General features: G+C 69.9%; 13 protein-coding genes and 1 pseudogene. 11 read left to right on the top strand and 3 right to left on the bottom strand.

The features are described 5' to 3' along the window. Positions 1-11: 11 nt before the first annotated feature. The gene (locus tag QRN19_RS05215; RefSeq protein WP_285025717.1) at positions 12-1,121 is read right to left on the bottom strand and encodes a M4 family metallopeptidase; all 1,110 of its coding nucleotides are present in this window, start codon (positions 1,119-1,121) and stop codon (positions 12-14) included. A gap of 151 nt (positions 1,122-1,272) precedes the next feature. On the opposite strand from QRN19_RS05215, the gene QRN19_RS05210 reads away from it, so the two are divergent. From QRN19_RS05210 to QRN19_RS05190, 5 genes are all read left to right on the top strand, one after another. Further along, positions 1,273-2,436 carry an LLM class flavin-dependent oxidoreductase gene (locus tag QRN19_RS05210; RefSeq protein WP_285025716.1) on the top strand — a complete coding sequence of 388 codons (1,164 nt, stop codon included), beginning with the start codon at positions 1,273-1,275 and terminating at the stop codon, positions 2,434-2,436. Next, entirely contained in the window at positions 2,433-3,062 is a 630-nt protein-coding gene (locus tag QRN19_RS05205; RefSeq protein ID WP_285025715.1) for an FMN reductase, read from the top strand. The genes QRN19_RS05210 and QRN19_RS05205 overlap by 4 nt, the downstream gene beginning before the upstream one ends. 148 nt (positions 3,063-3,210) lie before the next feature. Beyond that, the gene (locus QRN19_RS05200; protein ID WP_285025714.1) at positions 3,211-3,999 is read left to right on the top strand and encodes a hypothetical protein; all 789 of its coding nucleotides are present in this window, start codon (positions 3,211-3,213) and stop codon (positions 3,997-3,999) included. Between the two features lie 102 nt (positions 4,000-4,101). After that, a complete protein-coding gene (gene rpsO, locus QRN19_RS05195; RefSeq protein WP_056012204.1) occupies positions 4,102-4,371 on the top strand; it encodes a 30S ribosomal protein S15 in 270 nt (89 codons plus the stop codon). 248 nt (positions 4,372-4,619) lie between these two features. Continuing rightward, on the top strand, positions 4,620-6,107 hold the full coding sequence (locus tag QRN19_RS05190) for an amino acid permease (protein ID WP_285025713.1): 1,488 nt from the start codon (positions 4,620-4,622) through the stop codon (positions 6,105-6,107). Positions 6,108-6,263: 156 nt separating this feature from the next. Here the strand turns inward: QRN19_RS05190 and QRN19_RS05185 are convergent. Continuing rightward, positions 6,264-6,749 (bottom strand): annotated as a pseudogene (locus QRN19_RS05185) (DedA family protein); the annotation flags it as partial. Positions 6,750-6,865: 116 nt separating this feature from the next. Here QRN19_RS05185 and QRN19_RS05180 point away from each other — a divergent pair. Continuing rightward, on the top strand, positions 6,866-7,786 hold the full coding sequence (locus QRN19_RS05180) for an NADP-dependent oxidoreductase (RefSeq protein WP_159879101.1): 921 nt from the start codon (positions 6,866-6,868) through the stop codon (positions 7,784-7,786). Here QRN19_RS05180 and QRN19_RS05175 read toward each other — a convergent pair. After that, a complete protein-coding gene (locus QRN19_RS05175) occupies positions 7,776-8,888 on the bottom strand; it encodes an acyltransferase family protein (RefSeq protein ID WP_285025712.1) in 1,113 nt (370 codons plus the stop codon). The two genes, QRN19_RS05180 and QRN19_RS05175, sit on opposite strands and share 11 nt — an antisense overlap. A gap of 117 nt (positions 8,889-9,005) precedes the next feature. On the opposite strand from QRN19_RS05175, the gene QRN19_RS05170 reads away from it, so the two are divergent. The 5 genes from QRN19_RS05170 (at position 9,006) to QRN19_RS05150 (ending at position 16,407) form a co-directional block, all read left to right on the top strand. Next, positions 9,006-10,088: an FUSC family protein gene (locus tag QRN19_RS05170; protein WP_285025711.1), complete on the top strand. Its 1,083-nt coding sequence runs from the start codon at positions 9,006-9,008 to the stop codon at positions 10,086-10,088. A 301-nt stretch (positions 10,089-10,389) separates the two neighbouring features. Continuing rightward, entirely contained in the window at positions 10,390-12,681 is a 2,292-nt protein-coding gene (locus QRN19_RS05165) for a polyribonucleotide nucleotidyltransferase (RefSeq protein WP_285025710.1), read from the top strand. A 194-nt stretch (positions 12,682-12,875) separates the two neighbouring features. After that, positions 12,876-14,024, top strand: coding sequence for a pyruvate dehydrogenase (acetyl-transferring) E1 component subunit alpha (pdhA, locus tag QRN19_RS05160; protein ID WP_285025709.1), 1,149 nt, complete (start codon positions 12,876-12,878; stop codon positions 14,022-14,024). Continuing rightward, positions 14,021-15,067, top strand: a complete 1,047-nt coding sequence (locus tag QRN19_RS05155; protein WP_285025707.1) for an alpha-ketoacid dehydrogenase subunit beta — start codon at positions 14,021-14,023, stop codon at positions 15,065-15,067. The genes pdhA and QRN19_RS05155 overlap by 4 nt, the downstream gene beginning before the upstream one ends. Continuing rightward, positions 15,064-16,407, top strand: coding sequence for a dihydrolipoamide acetyltransferase family protein (locus tag QRN19_RS05150; protein ID WP_285025705.1), 1,344 nt, complete (start codon positions 15,064-15,066; stop codon positions 16,405-16,407). Before QRN19_RS05155 ends, QRN19_RS05150 begins: the two co-directional genes overlap by 4 nt. The last annotated feature ends 68 nt before the right edge of the window (positions 16,408-16,475 follow it).

The raw sequence follows: 16,475 nt of genomic DNA, 5'->3' as shown, positions 1-16,475 counted from the left end.
TGCCACGGCGCTCAGGCGGACGGCTCGATACCGACGAGCGCCCACGCCTGCCCGACCGCGGTGTGCTCCTCCGAGTCCGCACCGAACCTGGCGGCGGCCGCCGCGATCGTCGCCGCTGCGAAGGTCGCGAAGTCGGCGCGCTCCGACAGGCCACCGATGAGGGTGTCGTACCAGATGAGACCCGCACGTTCCCAGGCGTTGCCGCCCAGCGCGACGGCGAGCGTCGCGAACGCCCGGTTGGGGATGCCGGAGTTGAGGTGGACACCTCCGTTGTCGTCGGTCGTCTCGATGTAGTCGTCGAAGTGCGCCGGCTGCGGGTCCTTGCCGAGGACGTCGTCGTCGTAGGCCGTGCCCGGGGCGAGCATGGAGCGCAGGGCGTTGCCCTCGACCTCGTCGGTGAAGAGCCCTTCGCCGATGAGCCAGGACGCCGATGCCGCGTCCTCGCCGCGCGCGTGCTGTTCGACGAGGGCGCCGAAGACGTCTGACACGTGTTCGTTGAGCGCTCCGGGCTGCCCCTCGTAGACGAGGTTCGCCGTGTATTGCGTCACGCCGTGGGCCAGCTCGTGGCCGATGACGCTCAGGGAGCTCGTGAAGCTGCGGAAGACCTCGCCGTCGCCGTCGCCGAAGACCATCTGCTCGCCGTTCCAGAACGCGTTGTCGTAGTCGTCGCCGTAGTGCACCGTGGCGAGCAGGGGCAGCCCGCGGCCGTCGATGGAGTCGCGTGCGAACGCCTCGGCGAAGAGGGCGTGGGTGTCGCCGAGGCCGTCGTAGGCGGCGGAGACCGCGGTGTCGGTGGTGGCCGGCTCACCCTCCGAGCGGACGAGCGTGCCCGGGAGGGTCTCCGTCCGCCGGGCGTCGTGGATACTGCGCTGTGGTGGGCCGACCGGACGCTTGCCCGCGGTGGCGCTGCGGACGGGATCAGCGGCCCGCTCCGATCCGGGCTCCGGGAAGCGGTATGGTCGCGTGGCAAGCAGCGAGTACCGTGCGGCACTGGCGGCGCGTGCCAGCTGCGGGGCGTCGAGTTCGGCGATCCGCTCGAGCAACCAGGGCGGGACGATGCCGCACACGTGCCGAGGGGCCGGTGGCGGCGTGCTGGACGAAGGGTTCGGTGAGCCGTTCATGCGGTGATCCTGCCATAGCCCGCCGACACGGCGTACGGCTCGCTCGGCGCGCTGTGGACAGGGTGCCGAACGGGGCGGGAATAGCGCGGGTGTGAACGCCGTTGTCCTGAATATCCATGCAAACGCATGAAAGAACGAGTGGGAGCGCACGATGCAATTCGGAATCTTCACGGTGGGGGATGTCACCACCGACCCGACCACCGGGGTCACGCCCACCGAGCACGAGCGCATCGAGGCGATGGTCGCGATCGCCGTGAAGGCGGAGGAGGTCGGCCTCGACGTCTTCGCGACCGGCGAGCACCACAACCCGCCCTTCGTACCGTCGAGTCCCACGACCATGCTCGGCTACATCGCGGCGAAGACCACGGACCTCATCCTCTCGACGAGCACGACGCTCATCACCACGAACGACCCGGTGAAGATCGCCGAGGACTACGCCATGCTGCAGCACCTGGCCGGCGGCCGGGTCGACCTCATCATGGGCCGTGGCAACACGGGGCCCGTCTACCCCTGGTTCGGCAAGGACATCCGCGAGGGCATCAACCTCGCCATCGAGAACTACGCGTTGCTCCACCGCCTCTGGCGAGAGGACTACGTCGACTGGCAGGGCCAGTTCCGCACCCCGCTGCAGGGCTTCCAGTCCACGCCGCGACCGCTCGACGGCGTGCCGCCCTTCGTGTGGCACGGCTCCATCCGGAGCCCCGAGATCGCCGAGCAGGCGGCCTACTACGGCGACGGCTTCTTCGCGAACAACATCTTCTGGCCGAAGGAGCACTACATGCGCCTCATCCAGCTGTACCGTCAGCGGTTCGAGCACTACGGGCACGGCACGGCCGCGCAGGCGATCGTCGGACTCGGCGGTCAGGCGTTCATGGCGAAGAACTCGCAGGACGCCGTCGCCCAGTTCCGGCCGTACTTCGACAATGCTCCGGTCTACGGCCACGGGCCGACGCTCGAGGACTTCACCGAGCAGACGCCGCTCACCGTCGGCAGCCCGCAGCAGGTCATCGACCGGTACGCCGGCATGCGCGAGACCTTCGGCGACTACCAGCGTCAGCTGTTCCTCATGGATCACGCCGGGCTCCCGCTCGCAACGGTGCTCGACCAGCTCGAGATCCTCGGCGGCGAGGTCGTGCCGGTGCTGCGCAAGGAGTTCGCGAAGGACCGTCCGGCCGACGTGCCGGAGGCGCCGACGCACGCGTCGATGGTCGCGGCCGCTGAGGCGGAACTCGCCTCGCGCTCCGGTGCGGTCGAGACGAGCCGCGTCGCATCCGGTTCGGCGTTCGGCGCGGCGGCGGTCGGGGCGACCCGATGACCGCGAAGCGCACACTCGCCGTCGTGTCGGCCGGCCTCAGCCAGCCGTCGTCGACGCGCCTCCTCGCCGACCGCCTCCGCGACGCCGCCGTGGCACGCCTCGAGCAGGACGGGTACGAGGTCCGGACGACGTCGATCGAGCTGCGCGACCTCGCGCAGGACATCACGAACAACCTGCTGACCGGGTTCCCCAGTCCACGGTTGTCCGAGGCGATCGAGGCGATGACCGCAGCCGACGGCGTGATCGCGGTGACGCCGATCTTCTCCTCCAGCTACTCCGGCCTGTTCAAGTCGTTCTTCGACGTGGTGGAGCCGACGGCGTTGACCGGGGTGCCCGTCGTCCTCGGGGCGACGGGTGGGTCGGCCAGGCATTCGCTCGCCCTCGAATACGCCGTGCGTCCATTGTTCGCCTACCTGCGGGCGGTGACCGTGCCGACCGCCGTGTTCGCGGCCTCCGAGGACTGGGGGTCGGGCGACGCGCAGGTCAGTGCCCTGCCGGCGCGGATCGACCGCGCTGCCGGTAAGTTGAGCGCACTCGTGGCGGCCTCGGACCGTTCCGGGCGCCTGGACGACCCGTTCGCACTCGATCGCCCGTTCTCCGAGCTGCTCGGCGGTCTCGGGGCCTGATCGGACGGCTCCGTCCGACCGCCACGACGGGGCGGGGATCGCCGGGTGCGGTCCCCGCCCCCCGTCGTTCCCAGGCTCGGCGCCCCGGTCTTTGGGATACTGGTGGCGTGCGTCGCCGTCCGGCGTCGCCGGAGGGAGTGGTGGCCAGGTGATCCCCGGAGCGCGTCGACTCGGTTCGCTGCTGCAGCGTGCCTCCCGTGCCGCGGCGCTCGCCGTGGTGGCGGTGTCGCTCGGTGCCGGATCCGTCGTCCTGCCGCTCGCCGCATCCGCTCCCGCGTCGGCCGCCGGCGCCGGCACGATCGAGAGCCCGACCGACGGCGACACCGTCTACCGCGTCGATTACACCCTGGACGGTGAGCAGGTGAGCGGATTCGACGTCACCGGCACCGCCGACCCGGGTGCCGACGTCGTGCTGTCCTACTGGCGCTCGATCGACCTGTACGACTCGGCGAAGGCCTGCTTCAGCAGCTCGACGGCCGACGACGCGTCCTGCGACCTGCAGTCCACCGGCGGGACCGGTGCGACCGAGTTCCGCTTCGACGGGCAGTCGATCGAGGTCGGGAGCGACGGCGGATGGTCCACCAGGATCAACATGACCCAGTGGCTGCGCGGTGCGGAGGCGGGGGAGTACGACATCACCCTCGCCCTCGTGTCGACGAACGACGACGGCGGGGCGACGCTCGGCGACCCGGTCCGGCTCGTCTACGACTCCACGACGACCGCGGAGGCGGCGGAGGCCGCGGCCGAGCCCGCGCCGAGTGCCGGTGCCGGGCCGCCGCTCTGGGTCTGGCTGCTCCTCGCCTTCCTGGTCCTGGACCTCATCGCGCTCGCCCTCATCCTCGTGCTGCGTCGTCGGCGCCGGGTCGCAGCCACCGAGGCGGAGGAGCGGGCGAACGCGAAGCGGCGCTCGACGCACCGCGAACCTCCCACGCTCTGAACCTGCTAGAATCACAAGGTTGCCGTCGAACGGCCGCGGATCAAGAGAGCCCACGCATCAGGCGACGGGCACCGCGCAACGAACAGAGAGGGGATCACCACTATGGCGCTTGAAGGAGACCGTAAGAAGGCGATCATCGAAGAGTACGCAACCCACCCAGGTGACACCGGATCCCCCGAGGTCCAGGTGGCGGTCATGACCCGCCGCATCAAGGACCTCACCGAGCACCTCAAGGAGCACAAGCACGACCACCACTCGCGTCGTGGCCTGCTGCTCCTGGTCGGACAGCGTCGCCGCCTCCTCGGCTACCTCCAGGCCGTCGACATCGAGCGTTACCGCTCGCTGATCGAGCGCCTCGGACTCCGCCGCTAGGCAGCACTCTGAACCCTCCGCCAGCCCACGAGACCCACGGTCCCTGAGCCTGTCGAAGGGCGCTGACACCGCGAGCTTCTTCGTGACGGGCCGTCATCCTCCGGGATGGCGGCCCGTTCGTGTTGCGCCAGGAACCGGACAGCTGGAGGAAATCCTGTCGACGACTCGACCAGGGCCCACGTATCTGGCAAGGTCGAGAGTCGGCTTCGCGCGAGGCCACGAAGGACCGCACCACGGCAAGGAGCACCATGAGCATCTGGCGGACGAAGAGCATCGAGGACTCTCTCGCGGATTCCGGCATCGAGGGGCGCAGTCTGAAGCGGACCCTCGGCACCTGGGACCTCATGATCATGGGTGTCGCGGTCGCGGTCGGCGCCGGCATCTTCTCCGTCGGAGCCAAGGCCGCGGGCAACTACGCGGGCCCGTCCGTGTCGCTCGCGTTCATCCTCGCGGCCGTCACCTGTGCCCTCGCCATCATGTGCTACGCGGAGTTCGCCTCCACGGTGCCCGTCGCCGGCTCCGCCTACACCTTCACCTACGCCACCCTCGGTGAGCTCCTCGCGTGGATCATCGGGTGGGACCTCATCCTGGAGATGCTCACGGCGGCCGCCGTCATCGCCAAGTACTGGGGCATCTACCTCAGCAACGTCTTCATGCTCTGGGGCTGGGACGTGCCGAGCGAGCTCGACGTCTTCGGGCTCAAGGTCAGCTGGGGTGCGTTCGTCATCGTCGCGATCTTCACCACGCTGCTCGTCCTCGGGACGAAGCTGTCCTCGCGTGTCGCCAGTGTCTTCACGATCATCAAGGTCGCGATCGTCATCTTCGTCGTCGTCGTCGGTGCCTTCTTCGTCAAGGCGGCGAACTACACGCCGTTCATCCCCGACGAGGTCCCGACCAAGGGCGGGGCGTCCGACGCCTGGTCGCAGTCGCTGTTCTCCTTCATGACGGGGGCCGCGCCCGCGCAGTACGGCGTCTTCGGTCTGCTCGCCGGTGCCTCACTCGTCTTCTTCGCCTTCATCGGGTTCGACGTCGTCGCCACGAGCGCGGAAGAGGTCAAGAACCCGCAGCGCAACCTGCCACGCGGCATCTTCGGCGGCCTCGCCATCGTGACCGTCCTCTACGTCGGCGTGAGCCTCGTCCTCACCGGCATGGTGCCGTACACGACGCTCGCCGAGGCTGAGGACCCCTCGCTCGCGACGGCGTTCATCGCGGTGGGCGCGGACTGGGCGGCGCAGGTGATCTCGATCGGCATCCTCGCCGGCCTGACGACCGTCATCATGGTGCTCCTGCTCGGCCTCGCCCGTGTGGTCTTCGCCATGAGCCGCGACGGCCTGCTCCCGCGCTCGCTCAGCGTCACCTCCGAGAAGCGCAAGACACCCGTGCGGGTGCAGCTCATCGTCGGCGCGCTCGTCGCGCTGATCGCCGGCCTGACCGACGTGGGCATCCTCGAGGAGATGATCAACATCGGGACGCTCTCCGCGTTCGTGCTCGTCAGCATCGCGGTGATCGTGCTGCGGAAGAAGTACCCGAAGCTGCCGCGGGCGTTCCGCGTCCCGTGGTCGCCGTTCCTCCCGATCCTCTCAGCGGTGCTCTGCGTCTGGCTCATGCTCAACCTGACGACGCTCACCTGGGTGCGGTTCCTCGTCTGGCTGGCGCTCGGCTTCATCATCTACTTCGCCTACAGCCGCCGGCACTCCATCGTCGGCAAGAAGGCGCGGGGCGAGCTCGTCGAGTGACGCCCGTGTCTGTGTCCGTCGCCGTCGCCGTCGTGCGGTCAGGGCTGCGCTGAGCCGGTCGACGGTCACGCCCAGGCCGACGGCGATGACGATCGAGACGGCGGTCGCGAGTACCGGCTGATCCGGGAGGAACCGGCCGACGACGGCTCCGACGCCCACGTTCCACAGTGCCCAGGCGAGCCCTGCGAGGACGGTGATCGGCAGGTACCGACGGGGGCGGAGGCCACTCGCCCCGGCGACGAGGTTGACCGCGATGCGCGCGAACGGGATGTAGCGCGCGGTGAGGATGGCTGCAGCGGCGCGGCGCTCGAGCGCGACGCCCGCACGTCCGATCGCGCCCGCGATCCGCGGGCGCCGCATCCAGGCGAACCGTGTGGTCCCGATCCGTCTTCCGAGGAGGTAGCAGGACACGTCGCCGGTCACGGCGCCCGCCCAGGCCACGCCGATGAGGAGGGCGAGGTCCGGCGAGCCGCTCGACGCCGAGATCGCTCCGAGCGCCGTCACCGCGGTCTCGCTCGGCAGGACGACCAGGAAGGCGTCGGCGACCGTCAGCAGGTACAGCGCCGGGAACACCCAGCCCGACGCGGCGATCTCGAGCAACCACGCCGTGATCGCCGTCTGCAGCTCATCGACCCATGCCATGCCGCGATTCTCGCTCGACCGGGTGAACGGCGCGTGACGTCCCCTGGGGCCAGGGTGGTCCTCGCCCGGGAAGCGTGTGAGCATGGAGGTCGGCGGAAGCCGGCGGAGGAGGCATCATGGCGAGGTTCGTGCGGTTCGATCGGTTCGGCGGTCCTGAGGTGTTCCACCTCGTGGAGGGTGACATCCCGGTGCCCGGCCACGACGAGGTCCGCGTCCGTGTCCTGGTCGCAGGCCTCAACCCCGTCGACCACAAGCTCGCGGCATCACCCGAAGCGCTCGCCTCCTTCGGCCGAGACGTCCCGAGCGGGAACGGCAACGACTTCGCCGGGGTGGTGGACGGCGTGGGGAGCGGTGTCCAGGGATTCGCGACGGGCGACCACGTGTACGGCGGACACCGGTTCCACGCGCAGGCGGACTTCCTCATCGCTCCGGCCGGCATCCTCCATCACGTGCCGGACGGGCTCACCATCGAGCAGGCCGGCGCCCTCGACATCGCGGGACGCGCGGCGATCGCATCGGTCGCCGCCGTCGGCGTCCAGCAGCCGGACACGGTGCTCGTGAGTGCTGCGGCCGGCGGGGTCGGCGTGCTCGCGGCGCAGCTCGCCAGGCGGACGGGCGCGGTCGTGCTCGGCACCGCCGGCGAGGCCAATCAGGAGTTCCTCCGCGGTCTCGGCATCATCCCCGTCCAGTACGGCGACGGGCTGCGCGAGCGTGTCCTCGAGGCGGCCCCTGGCGGGATCACCGCCGTCATCGACACCCACGGCCGGCCCACCCTCGAGCTGGCGCGCGACCTCGGCGTCGCGCCGGAGCGGGTCAACACGATCGCGGACCGTCCGTTTGCAGCCGAGCACGGGTTCCGCGGCGTCGGCGGACAGGACGCGACGCTCGACGAGCTGGCAGCGCTCGGCGAGTCGATCGCGCGGGGTGAGATCGTCCTCCCCATCGACAGCGTGTGGCCCATCGAGCGGGTCGTCGACGCCTACCGCCACCTCATCGACGGTCACGTCCGCGGGAAGGTCGTCCTCGTCACCTCGTGACGTCGCGGCGCGACCCGGTCGGGTCGCTCCGAGGGGGCTCCGGGTCGAAGGCCCGCTTGCGACTGAAGATGAACGCCGCGCGGGGTTCGATGAGCGGTCTCGTGATGCGGCGCACGGGTCCGCTGGAGAGTACGACGACGATCAGGACCGACAGCACCAGGAGGCCGACGAGGACGAGCTCGGGGCTGCCCGTGTCGGTGAGGACGCCCGACTCACGCAGGGGGTAGAGCACGAAGGAGTGCAGCAGGTAGACGTACATCGTCGACTGTCCGTACCGGGTGATCCACGACTGGCCGCGGGGGACGAGCGCGAAGAACGCCGCGGTGAGGACGACGGCCAGCAGGATCGCCGCGAGTCGCACCAGGCCGCCCGTCCCGTCCTCGTTGCCGAGCGCGGTGTACCCCCGGTCGTAGAAGAACCAGTAGCGCAGGTCGATGCGCCGCCACAGGTCGATCCCGACGACGAGGACGACCGCCCACACGATGAGGACGGCGGCGGCAGCGATCCGGATCCACCAGGCCCTCGTTCGGACGAGACGCCAGCGGTCGACGAGCCGCCACCGGTTGATCTGCCACCCGAGCACGAAGAACGGCAGGATCCCGAGCGCGCGTGAGAGCGAGAACGTGCTGTCGACGTTGTCGAGGTAGCCGACGCCGATCGAGATCACCACGCTCCAGAGCAGTGGCCAGCGCAGGAGTGCGAGATAGGGCAGGACGAGGCGGAAGATGCCGAGCGCGAGGAGGAACCAGAGGGTCCACGACGGTTGGGTCGGGTTGAACGCGCGTTTGCCCTCGACGAGGAACTGCACGAGGGACCAGATCCCCTCCATGATCAGGTAGGGCAGGAGGATGTCCGTGATCACCCGACGCATCTGTCGACGTCCGGGAGGGGCCGACTTCGAGAAGTACCCGCTGATGATCGCGAACGCCGGCATGTGGAAGGCGTAGAGGAACAGGTACACGACGAGCGCGGGGTCGGACTCGGAGGTCAGGCGCTGGATCGCGTGGCCCATGACCACGAGCGTGATGCACGCGAAACGGGCGTTGTCCCAGAACGGGACGCGCTGCTTCGGGCGAGCGGCTGCCGGCGCGGGATGCGTCAACGTCACCTCCTGGGGTCCGCACCAGCGTAGCCCGGGGCGGCCCGTGCGACGACGGGGCCCGGGCGCCGGGCTCAGGATGGCGTAGCGTTGGATGGTTGCATGAGAGCGGAGGACCGGATGGCTGAACGCGGTCTGAAGACCTCGCTGATCAGCTTCGCGCCGTCGCCCAAGCGCTGGCCGGCCGCCCTCACAGCCGCGATAGCGATGGCCGTGCCGGTCGCGGTCGCGACGTTCTTCGGACTCACGCCGCTCGGCCTGCTCACCGGCCTCGGGGCGTTCACCGCGCTCTACTGCGCGCCGCTCAGCCGTCGGGACCGTCTGCGGGTGCTGCCGCTCATCGGAGCCGGACTCGTCACGGCCGCGGCGCTGGGCGTCGCGATGTCGGGTTCGCGGCCGCTGACCGCGATCGGTCTCATCGTCGTCGGGACGGTGGTGATCTGGCTGGTGCAGGGCATCGTCCTCGGCCCGCCGGGCGCGCTGTTCTTCATCCTCGTGTTCGGCATCGCCGGCCACCTGACCGCGCCCGTCCCGATCGGCGGCGCTGGTCTCGACGGCGGACTGGTGATCCTGCTCGTGGCGGCCGGTTCCGCCTTCGCCTTCCTGGTGGTCGTCGTGCCGTTGCTCGTGCCGGCCGTCCGCCGCGGCGCGGGGAGGCCGACGCCGATGCGCGTGCTGTTCCCGGAGTACCGGCTGAGCGCGACCGACCGCCGGATCGCGACGCGCCTGACGGTCGCGCTGGCGATCAGTGCGGTCCTCGGAGCGGTCCTCGGCCTCGGTCACGGGTACTGGATCGCGGGGTCCGCCGTCGCGATCCTCAGCGTCGGGCACTCGCGCACCCTGAGCGCGACCCGCGGCGTGCACCGCGTGCTCGGGACGGTCGTCGGCGCCGGGATCTTCCTCGCCGTGGCCTCGCTCCAGCCGCACGGCTACGTCCTCGCACTCGTGCTGGCCGCCCTGCAGTTCACGATCGAGCTCGTCGTCATCCGGCACTACGCGTTGGCGCTCGTCTTCATCACGCCGCTCGTGCTCATCATCAGCACGTCCTCGTCGACACAGCCGGTGCTCGCGATCGTGGGGGAGCGCGTGCTCGACACCCTCCTCGGAGCGGCCGTCGCGATGCTCCTCCTGGTCGTGTCCTGGGGACGCGACCGCCGGCGCGCGGCGTCTCCGGACACCCCTGGCAGCCCGCCCATCACCTGAGGATCCGTGTCGTTCCGGGGATCGCCGGACCCCCCTCTGCTAGGCTGGCCGACGGCGGACCGTGATGGTCCGCTCCGCGCACAGCCAGCCGACAGGAAGCTGGTCCTCGGTGGTGTATCCCTCGCGATCCGCGGGTGGTGTTCTACTGGTGGCCAGCCAAGTCCCGGAAGACCGGGCGGCTTGAGCAAGTACTGCGGCTGTGTTGCGCGCTGCATCATGCACGACCGCGCTCGACGGCGCGTCCATTCGGGACGCGCGGCCCGTCACTCGACGGGAGCGCACACGTACGAAGGAGAGACCTGTGGAAGGTCCAGAAATCAAGTTCGCCGAGGCCGTTCTCGACAACGGCAAGTTCGGCAAGCGCACGGTCCGGTTCGAAGCCGGCCGCCTCGCGCAGCAGGCACAGGGCGCGATCGCCGCGTACCTCGACGAAGAGACCATGCTCCTCTCGGCCACCTCGGCCGGAAAGCACCCCAAGGACAACTTCGACTTCTTCCCCCTCACGGTGGACGTCGAGGAGCGCTCCTACGCCGCCGGCAAGATCCCCGGTTCGTTCTTCCGTCGTGAGGGCCGCCCCTCGACCGAGGCGATCCTCGTCTGCCGCCTCATCGACCGGCCGCTGCGCCCGTCGTTCGTCACCGGCCTCCGCAACGAGGTCCAGATCGTCATCACCGTCCTCTCGATCGCTCCGGGTGAGTTCTACGACGCCCTCGCGATCAACGCGGCGTCGATGTCCACCCAGATCTCGGGTCTGCCGTTCTCCGGTCCGATCGGCGCCGTCCGTCTCGCGCTGATCCCCGGCCAGGCCGGCGAGGCCGACCAGTGGGTCGCCTTCCCGAAGGTCGACCAGCTCGAGGAGGCCGTCTTCGACATCGTCGTCGCCGGTCGCATCGTGACCGACGCCAACGGCAACGAAGACGTCGCGATCATGATGGTCGAGGCGGAAGCCACCGAGAACAGCTGGAACCTCATCAAGGGCGGCGCCACGAAGCCCGACGAGGCGGTCGTCGCGGCCGGCCTCGAGGCCTCCAAGCCGTTCCTCAAGCAGCTCGTCAAGGCGCAGAGCGAACTCGCCGCTCAGGCGGCCAAGGAGATCGCGGCCTACCCCGTGTTCCTCCCGTACACGCAGGAGAGCTACGACACCGTCGCCGGTCTCGCACACGACGAACTGGTGAACGTCTACCAGATCGCCGACAAGATCGAGCGCCAGAACGCCGACGACGCCCTCAAGGACCGCGTCAAGGCGGAGATCACCGAGCGCGTCGAGGCCGGTTCGCTCGACGCCGAGGTGCTCACGCAGTTCTCGGCGGCGTACAAGTCCGTCTCGAAGGTCGTCATGCGCGGCCGTGTCCTCCGCGAGGGCATCCGCATCGACGGTCGTGGCCTGACCGACATCCGTCCGCTCGACGCCGAGGTGCAGGTCATCCCGCGCGTCCACGGTTCCGCGATCTTCCAGCGCGGCGAGACCCAGATCCTGGGTGTCACCACGCTGAACATGCTCAAGATGGAGCAGCAGATCGACTCGCTGTCGCCGGTCACGAAGAAGCGCTACCTGCACCACTACAACTTCCCGCCCTACTCGACCGGTGAGACCGGCCGGGTCGGTTCGCCGAAGCGTCGCGAGATCGGGCACGGCTTCCTCGCCGAGCGCGCCCTCGTGCCGGTGCTGCCGAGCCGCGAGGAGTTCCCCTACGCGATCCGTCAGGTCTCCGAGGCCCTCGGGTCCAACGGTTCGACCTCGATGGGTTCCGTCTGCGCCTCGACCCTGTCGCTGCTGAACGCCGGTGTGCCGCTCCGCGCACCCGTCGCCGGTATCGCCATGGGCCTCATCTCCGATGTCGTCGACGGCGAGACCCGCTACGCGGCCCTCACCGACATCCTCGGCGCCGAAGACGCCCTGGGCGACATGGACTTCAAGGTCGCCGGTACCTCCGAGTTCGTCACGGCCATCCAGCTCGACACGAAGCTCGACGGCATCCCGACCTCGGTCCTGACCGGTGCGCTCCAGCAGGCCAAGGACGCCCGCACGACGATCCTCTCCGTGCTGAACGCGGCGATCGACGCCCCCGACGAGATGGCGCCGACCGCGCCTCGCGTCATCAGCGTCCAGATCCCCGTCGACAAGATCGGTGAGCTGATCGGCCCGAAGGGCAAGACGATCAACTCGATCCAGGACGAGACCGGCGCCGACATCTCCATCGAGGAGGACGGCACCGTCTACATCGGCGCCGTCGACGGTCCGTCGGCCGAGGCCGCCCGTGCCCAGGTCAACGCGATCGCGAATCCCACCAACCCGGAGGTCGGCGAGCAGTTCCTCGGAACCGTCGTCAAGATCGCCGCGTTCGGCGCGTTCGTCTCGCTGCTCCCGGGGAAGGACGGCCTGCTGCACATCTCCGAGGTCCGCAAGCTCGCCGGTGGCAAGCGCGTGGAGAACGTCGAAGACGTGCTCGGCGTCGGCCAGAAGATCCTCGTCGAGATCACGAAGATCGACGACCGCGGCAAGCTCTCGCTCGCTCCGGTCGTCGCCGATGAGGCCGACACGCACGGCAGCGACGCTGCCAGCGAGGGCCCCGAAGCTCCGGCCGAGGGCTAAGTCTCACCAGCTGCACCCGAACGCCCGTCCCGCTTCCGCGGGGCGGGCGTTCGCCGTTGCGCGGAGTGTCGACGGTTGAGCGCCAGGGCGATCCGGCGTAGCCTCGGACCACCTCGCGATGACGCGAGGGCACGGCATCGCTCACGAGGCACCGCCGTGAGGTCACCGAACTCAAGGCGGCGTGCATCGTGTCGATGGAGACTCACACCCAATTCCCGCAGGATTCCGACGAGCGGGGCGGTGATGCACGCGAACCGGTCCCGGTCGACCACGGGTGCGTTCAGCTCCTCGATCCGGAGGGCGTCCGTCAGGAGGACGCCCTCTATGACCTCTTCGTCGCCGACCTCGGTCACACCGAGCTCCTTGCGCTCTATGAGGACATGGTCGTCACACGTCGCATCGACACGGAGGCGACGGCTCTGCAACGGCAGGGCGAGATCGGTCTATGGCCACCGTCGCTCGGGCAGGAGGCCGCCCAGGTGGGGTCGGCGCGGGTCCTGCGGCGCGGGGACTTCGTCTTCACGAGCTACCGCGAACAGGCCGTCGCCTATTGCCGTGGCGTCGAACTCGACCAACTGATGGCGATGTGGCGGGGGACCGCGCTGTCGGGCTGGGACCCGTTCGCGGTCGGCATGGCGACGCCGGCGGTCATCATCGGGGCCCAGACGCTCCATGCGACGGGCTACGCGATGGGCTGTCAGCGCGACGGGTCCGACGCGGTGGCCGTGGCCTACTTCGGCGACGGGGCGACGAGTCAGGGCGACGTGAACGAGGCGCTGGTGCTGGCCGCGAGCTTCCAGGCACCCGTGGTCTTCTTCTGCCAGAACAACCAGTACGCGATCTCCGAGCCCGTCGGGCTGCAGGCCCAGCGCCCCATCGCGGACCGGGCACCGGGCTTCGGGGTGCCGAGCATGCGGGTCGACGGCAACGACGTGCTCGCCGTGACGGCGGCGATGCGGATCGCCGTCGACCGCGCACGGTCCGGTGGTGGGCCGACCTTCATCGAGGCCGTCACTTACCGTATGGGACCGCACACCACCTCGGATGATCCGACGCGGTACCGGGACGAGAGCGAGGTCGCGTCGTGGCGTGCGAAGGATCCGATCACCCGTCTCGAGCGTCTGCTGGAGTCCGAGGGGGTCCTCGACGAGACGGCCCGAGCCCACGTCGCGTCCGTCGCCGACACGGCGGCCGCCCGGGTCCGTGCGGGGTGCCTCGCGCTGCCTGCTCCTGACCCGCTCTCGCTCTTCGACGAGGTCTACGCCACCGCCCACCCCGGGCTCGAACGGCAACGCGAGGAGTACCGCTCGTACCTCGCGATGTTCGACGGTGGTGCCCGATGACCACGCTCACCCTCAGCAAGGCGATCAACACCGGACTGCACCACGCCCTCGCCGATGACGACCGGGTCCTGTTGCTCGGCGAGGACATCGGCCGACTCGGTGGGGTGTTCCGGGTGACCGACGGCCTCCAGGCGGAGTTCGGTGCCGATCGCGTCGTCGACATGCCGCTGGCGGAGTCCGCGATCGTCGGAGCGGCGATCGGTCTGGCGTTCCGGGGCTTCCGCCCGGTGTGTGAGATCCAGTTCGACGGGTTCATCTATCCGGGGTTCGACCAGATCGTCGCGCAGTTGGCGAAGCTGCACTACCGGACGAAGGGGGCCGTTCGGATGCCGGTCACCATCCGGGTGCCGTACGGCGGAGGCATCGGCGCCGTCGAGCACCATTCCGAGTCCCCGGAGGCGTATTTCGCGCACACGGCGGGACTGCGCGTGGTGACGTGTTCGGATCCCCAGGACGCGCACACCATGATCCGTCAGGCGATCGCGTGCGACGACCCGGTGCTGTTCTTCGAGCCGAAGCGGCGGTACTGGACGAAGGGCGAGGTGCTCGACGACCTTCCCGCCGATCCGCTCGCGTTCACCCGTGCGCGGACGGTTCGCGCCGGCACGGACGCGACGTTGGTCGCCTACGGACCGCTCGTCCAGACGGCGCTCGAAGCTGCGGAGGCCGCGGCCGACGAGGGCGTCGACCTGGAGGTGATCGACCTCCGATCCCTCGCGCCCCTCGACGTCGACGCCGTCGCGGTCTCGGTCGAGAAGACCGGGCGACTCGTCATCACGCACGAGGCGCAACGCTCCGGCGGCGTCGGAGCCGAGCTGGCGGCCTCGATCACCGAACGCTGCTTCGACCTCCTCGAGGAGGCCCCGGTGCGGGTGACGGGGTTCGACACGCCCTATCCCGCGTCGGCGCTCGAGGACCACTTCCTCCCGGATCTCGACCGGATCCTGGACGGGGTGGATCGCGCACTGGGACGTCGGTCCTCCACCTCGGACGTCGGCAGGGCCGATGCCCGGCCCGTGACCGGTGGGGAGGGACGGCGATGAAGCGCTTCTCCCTGCCCGACCTCGGTGAAGGTCTGACCGAGAGCGAACTCGTGTCCTGGCGCGTCGCCGTCGGCGACCACGTCGAGCTCAACCAGGTGATCGCCGAAGTCGAGACCGCGAAGGCGCTCGTCGAACTGCCCGCGCCGACCGCCGGCGTGGTCACGAGGCTCCACGTCGAACCGGGGACGACGGTCCTCGTCGGCGAGGCGCTCGTCGACTTCGCGCCCGATGGTGAGACCGCTCCGTCCCCGTCGGTCCTCGGGGCCGGCAGGGCGGAGGCCGACAGCCCGAGTGGGGCGGCGGACCGCGAGCCGGTCCTCGTCGGCTACGGCCCTCGCACGGCGAGCGGTGAACGGCCACGGCGTCGTGCCCGGTCCGTGGGCGATGACGCACCCGCCCGGGCGCACACCGCTCCGATGCCGGAGCGTGCCCGGCCCCGCGCGACGCCACCGGTCCGACGACTCGCGCGCGATCTGGGCGTCGACCTCGGAACGCTCGTCGGCACCGGCGTCGGTGGTCGGATCGCGCGTGAGGAGGTCGAGCGCGCTGCGACCAGCCTGAGTGGGCAGCTGCCGGAGCGTGCTCGCGGAGCGGGAGGAACACCGGCCGGGACCCCGGAAGCGCCGGCCACGGCGGCCGACGGGTCGGTTCGTCGACCGATCACGGGGGTCAGACGCCGCACCGCCGAGGCGATGGTGAGCAGCGCGTTCACGGCTCCCCACGTGACGGAGTTCCTGACGGTCGACGTGACACCGACGATGTCCCTGCTGGACGCGCTCGCCCGCTCGCCTCGGACCGGCGACCACCGGGTCAACATCCTGACCGTCCTCGCCAAGGCGGTCTGCATCGCCGTGAGACGCACCCCCGCGGTCAACGCGAGCTGGGACGAGGCGGCCGGTGAGATCGTCGAGTACGGGCACGTCGGACTCGGGATCGCCGCAGCGACGCCGCGGGGTCTGCTCGTCCCGAACATCGCACGGGCGGAGGAGCTCAGCCTGTTCGAACTCGCGGACGCCGTGGCGGACCTCGTGCGCACGGCCCGCGAGGGACGCACCGCTCCGGCGGAACTGCGAGGGGGGACGATCACGATCTCCAACGTCGGCGTCTTCGGCGTCGATGCGGGGACGCCCATCCTCAACCCCGGTGAGGCGGCGATCATCGCGCTCGGTGCCGTCCGTCGCCGGCCGTGGGAGTTCGAGGGGCAGGTCGCGCTGCGACACGTCGTGACGCTGTCGCTGTCGTTCGACCATCGACTCATCGACGGGGAGCAGGGGTCCCGGTTCCTCGTCGACCTCGGGACGATGCTGTCCGATCCGGCGATGGTCCTGACGATGGTGTGAGCGTTGTGACCAGGCCCGCGCGCTCGCCCGCCCGCCCGGGTGGCCGTTCGGGCCTGGACGCGACGACC

The sequence above is a fragment of the Plantibacter sp. ME-Dv--P-122b genome, assembly GCF_030209375.1.
GTDB lineage: Bacteria > Actinomycetota > Actinomycetes > Actinomycetales > Microbacteriaceae > Plantibacter.
The sequence above is the reverse complement of the archived record's forward strand: the minus strand, read 5'-3'. Positions and strand labels throughout refer to the sequence as shown.

Bases quoted from the DNA above. Each gene is read 5' to 3' on its own strand.
- QRN19_RS05215 (WP_285025717.1), bottom strand. From the start codon at position 1,121: ATGAACGGCTCACCGAACCCTTCGTCCAGCACGCCGCCACCGGCCCCT.
- QRN19_RS05210 (WP_285025716.1), top strand. From the start codon at position 1,273: ATGCAATTCGGAATCTTCACGGTGGGGGATGTCACCACCGACCCGACC.
- QRN19_RS05205 (WP_285025715.1), top strand. From the start codon at position 2,433: ATGACCGCGAAGCGCACACTCGCCGTCGTGTCGGCCGGCCTCAGCCAG.
- rpsO (WP_056012204.1), top strand. From the start codon at position 4,102: ATGGCGCTTGAAGGAGACCGTAAGAAGGCGATCATCGAAGAGTACGCA.
- QRN19_RS05190 (WP_285025713.1), top strand. From the start codon at position 4,620: ATGAGCATCTGGCGGACGAAGAGCATCGAGGACTCTCTCGCGGATTCC.
- QRN19_RS05180 (WP_159879101.1), top strand. From the start codon at position 6,866: ATGGCGAGGTTCGTGCGGTTCGATCGGTTCGGCGGTCCTGAGGTGTTC.
- QRN19_RS05170 (WP_285025711.1), top strand. From the start codon at position 9,006: ATGGCTGAACGCGGTCTGAAGACCTCGCTGATCAGCTTCGCGCCGTCG.
- pdhA (WP_285025709.1), top strand. From the start codon at position 12,876: ATGGAGACTCACACCCAATTCCCGCAGGATTCCGACGAGCGGGGCGGT.
- QRN19_RS05155 (WP_285025707.1), top strand. From the start codon at position 14,021: ATGACCACGCTCACCCTCAGCAAGGCGATCAACACCGGACTGCACCAC.
- QRN19_RS05150 (WP_285025705.1), top strand. From the start codon at position 15,064: ATGAAGCGCTTCTCCCTGCCCGACCTCGGTGAAGGTCTGACCGAGAGC.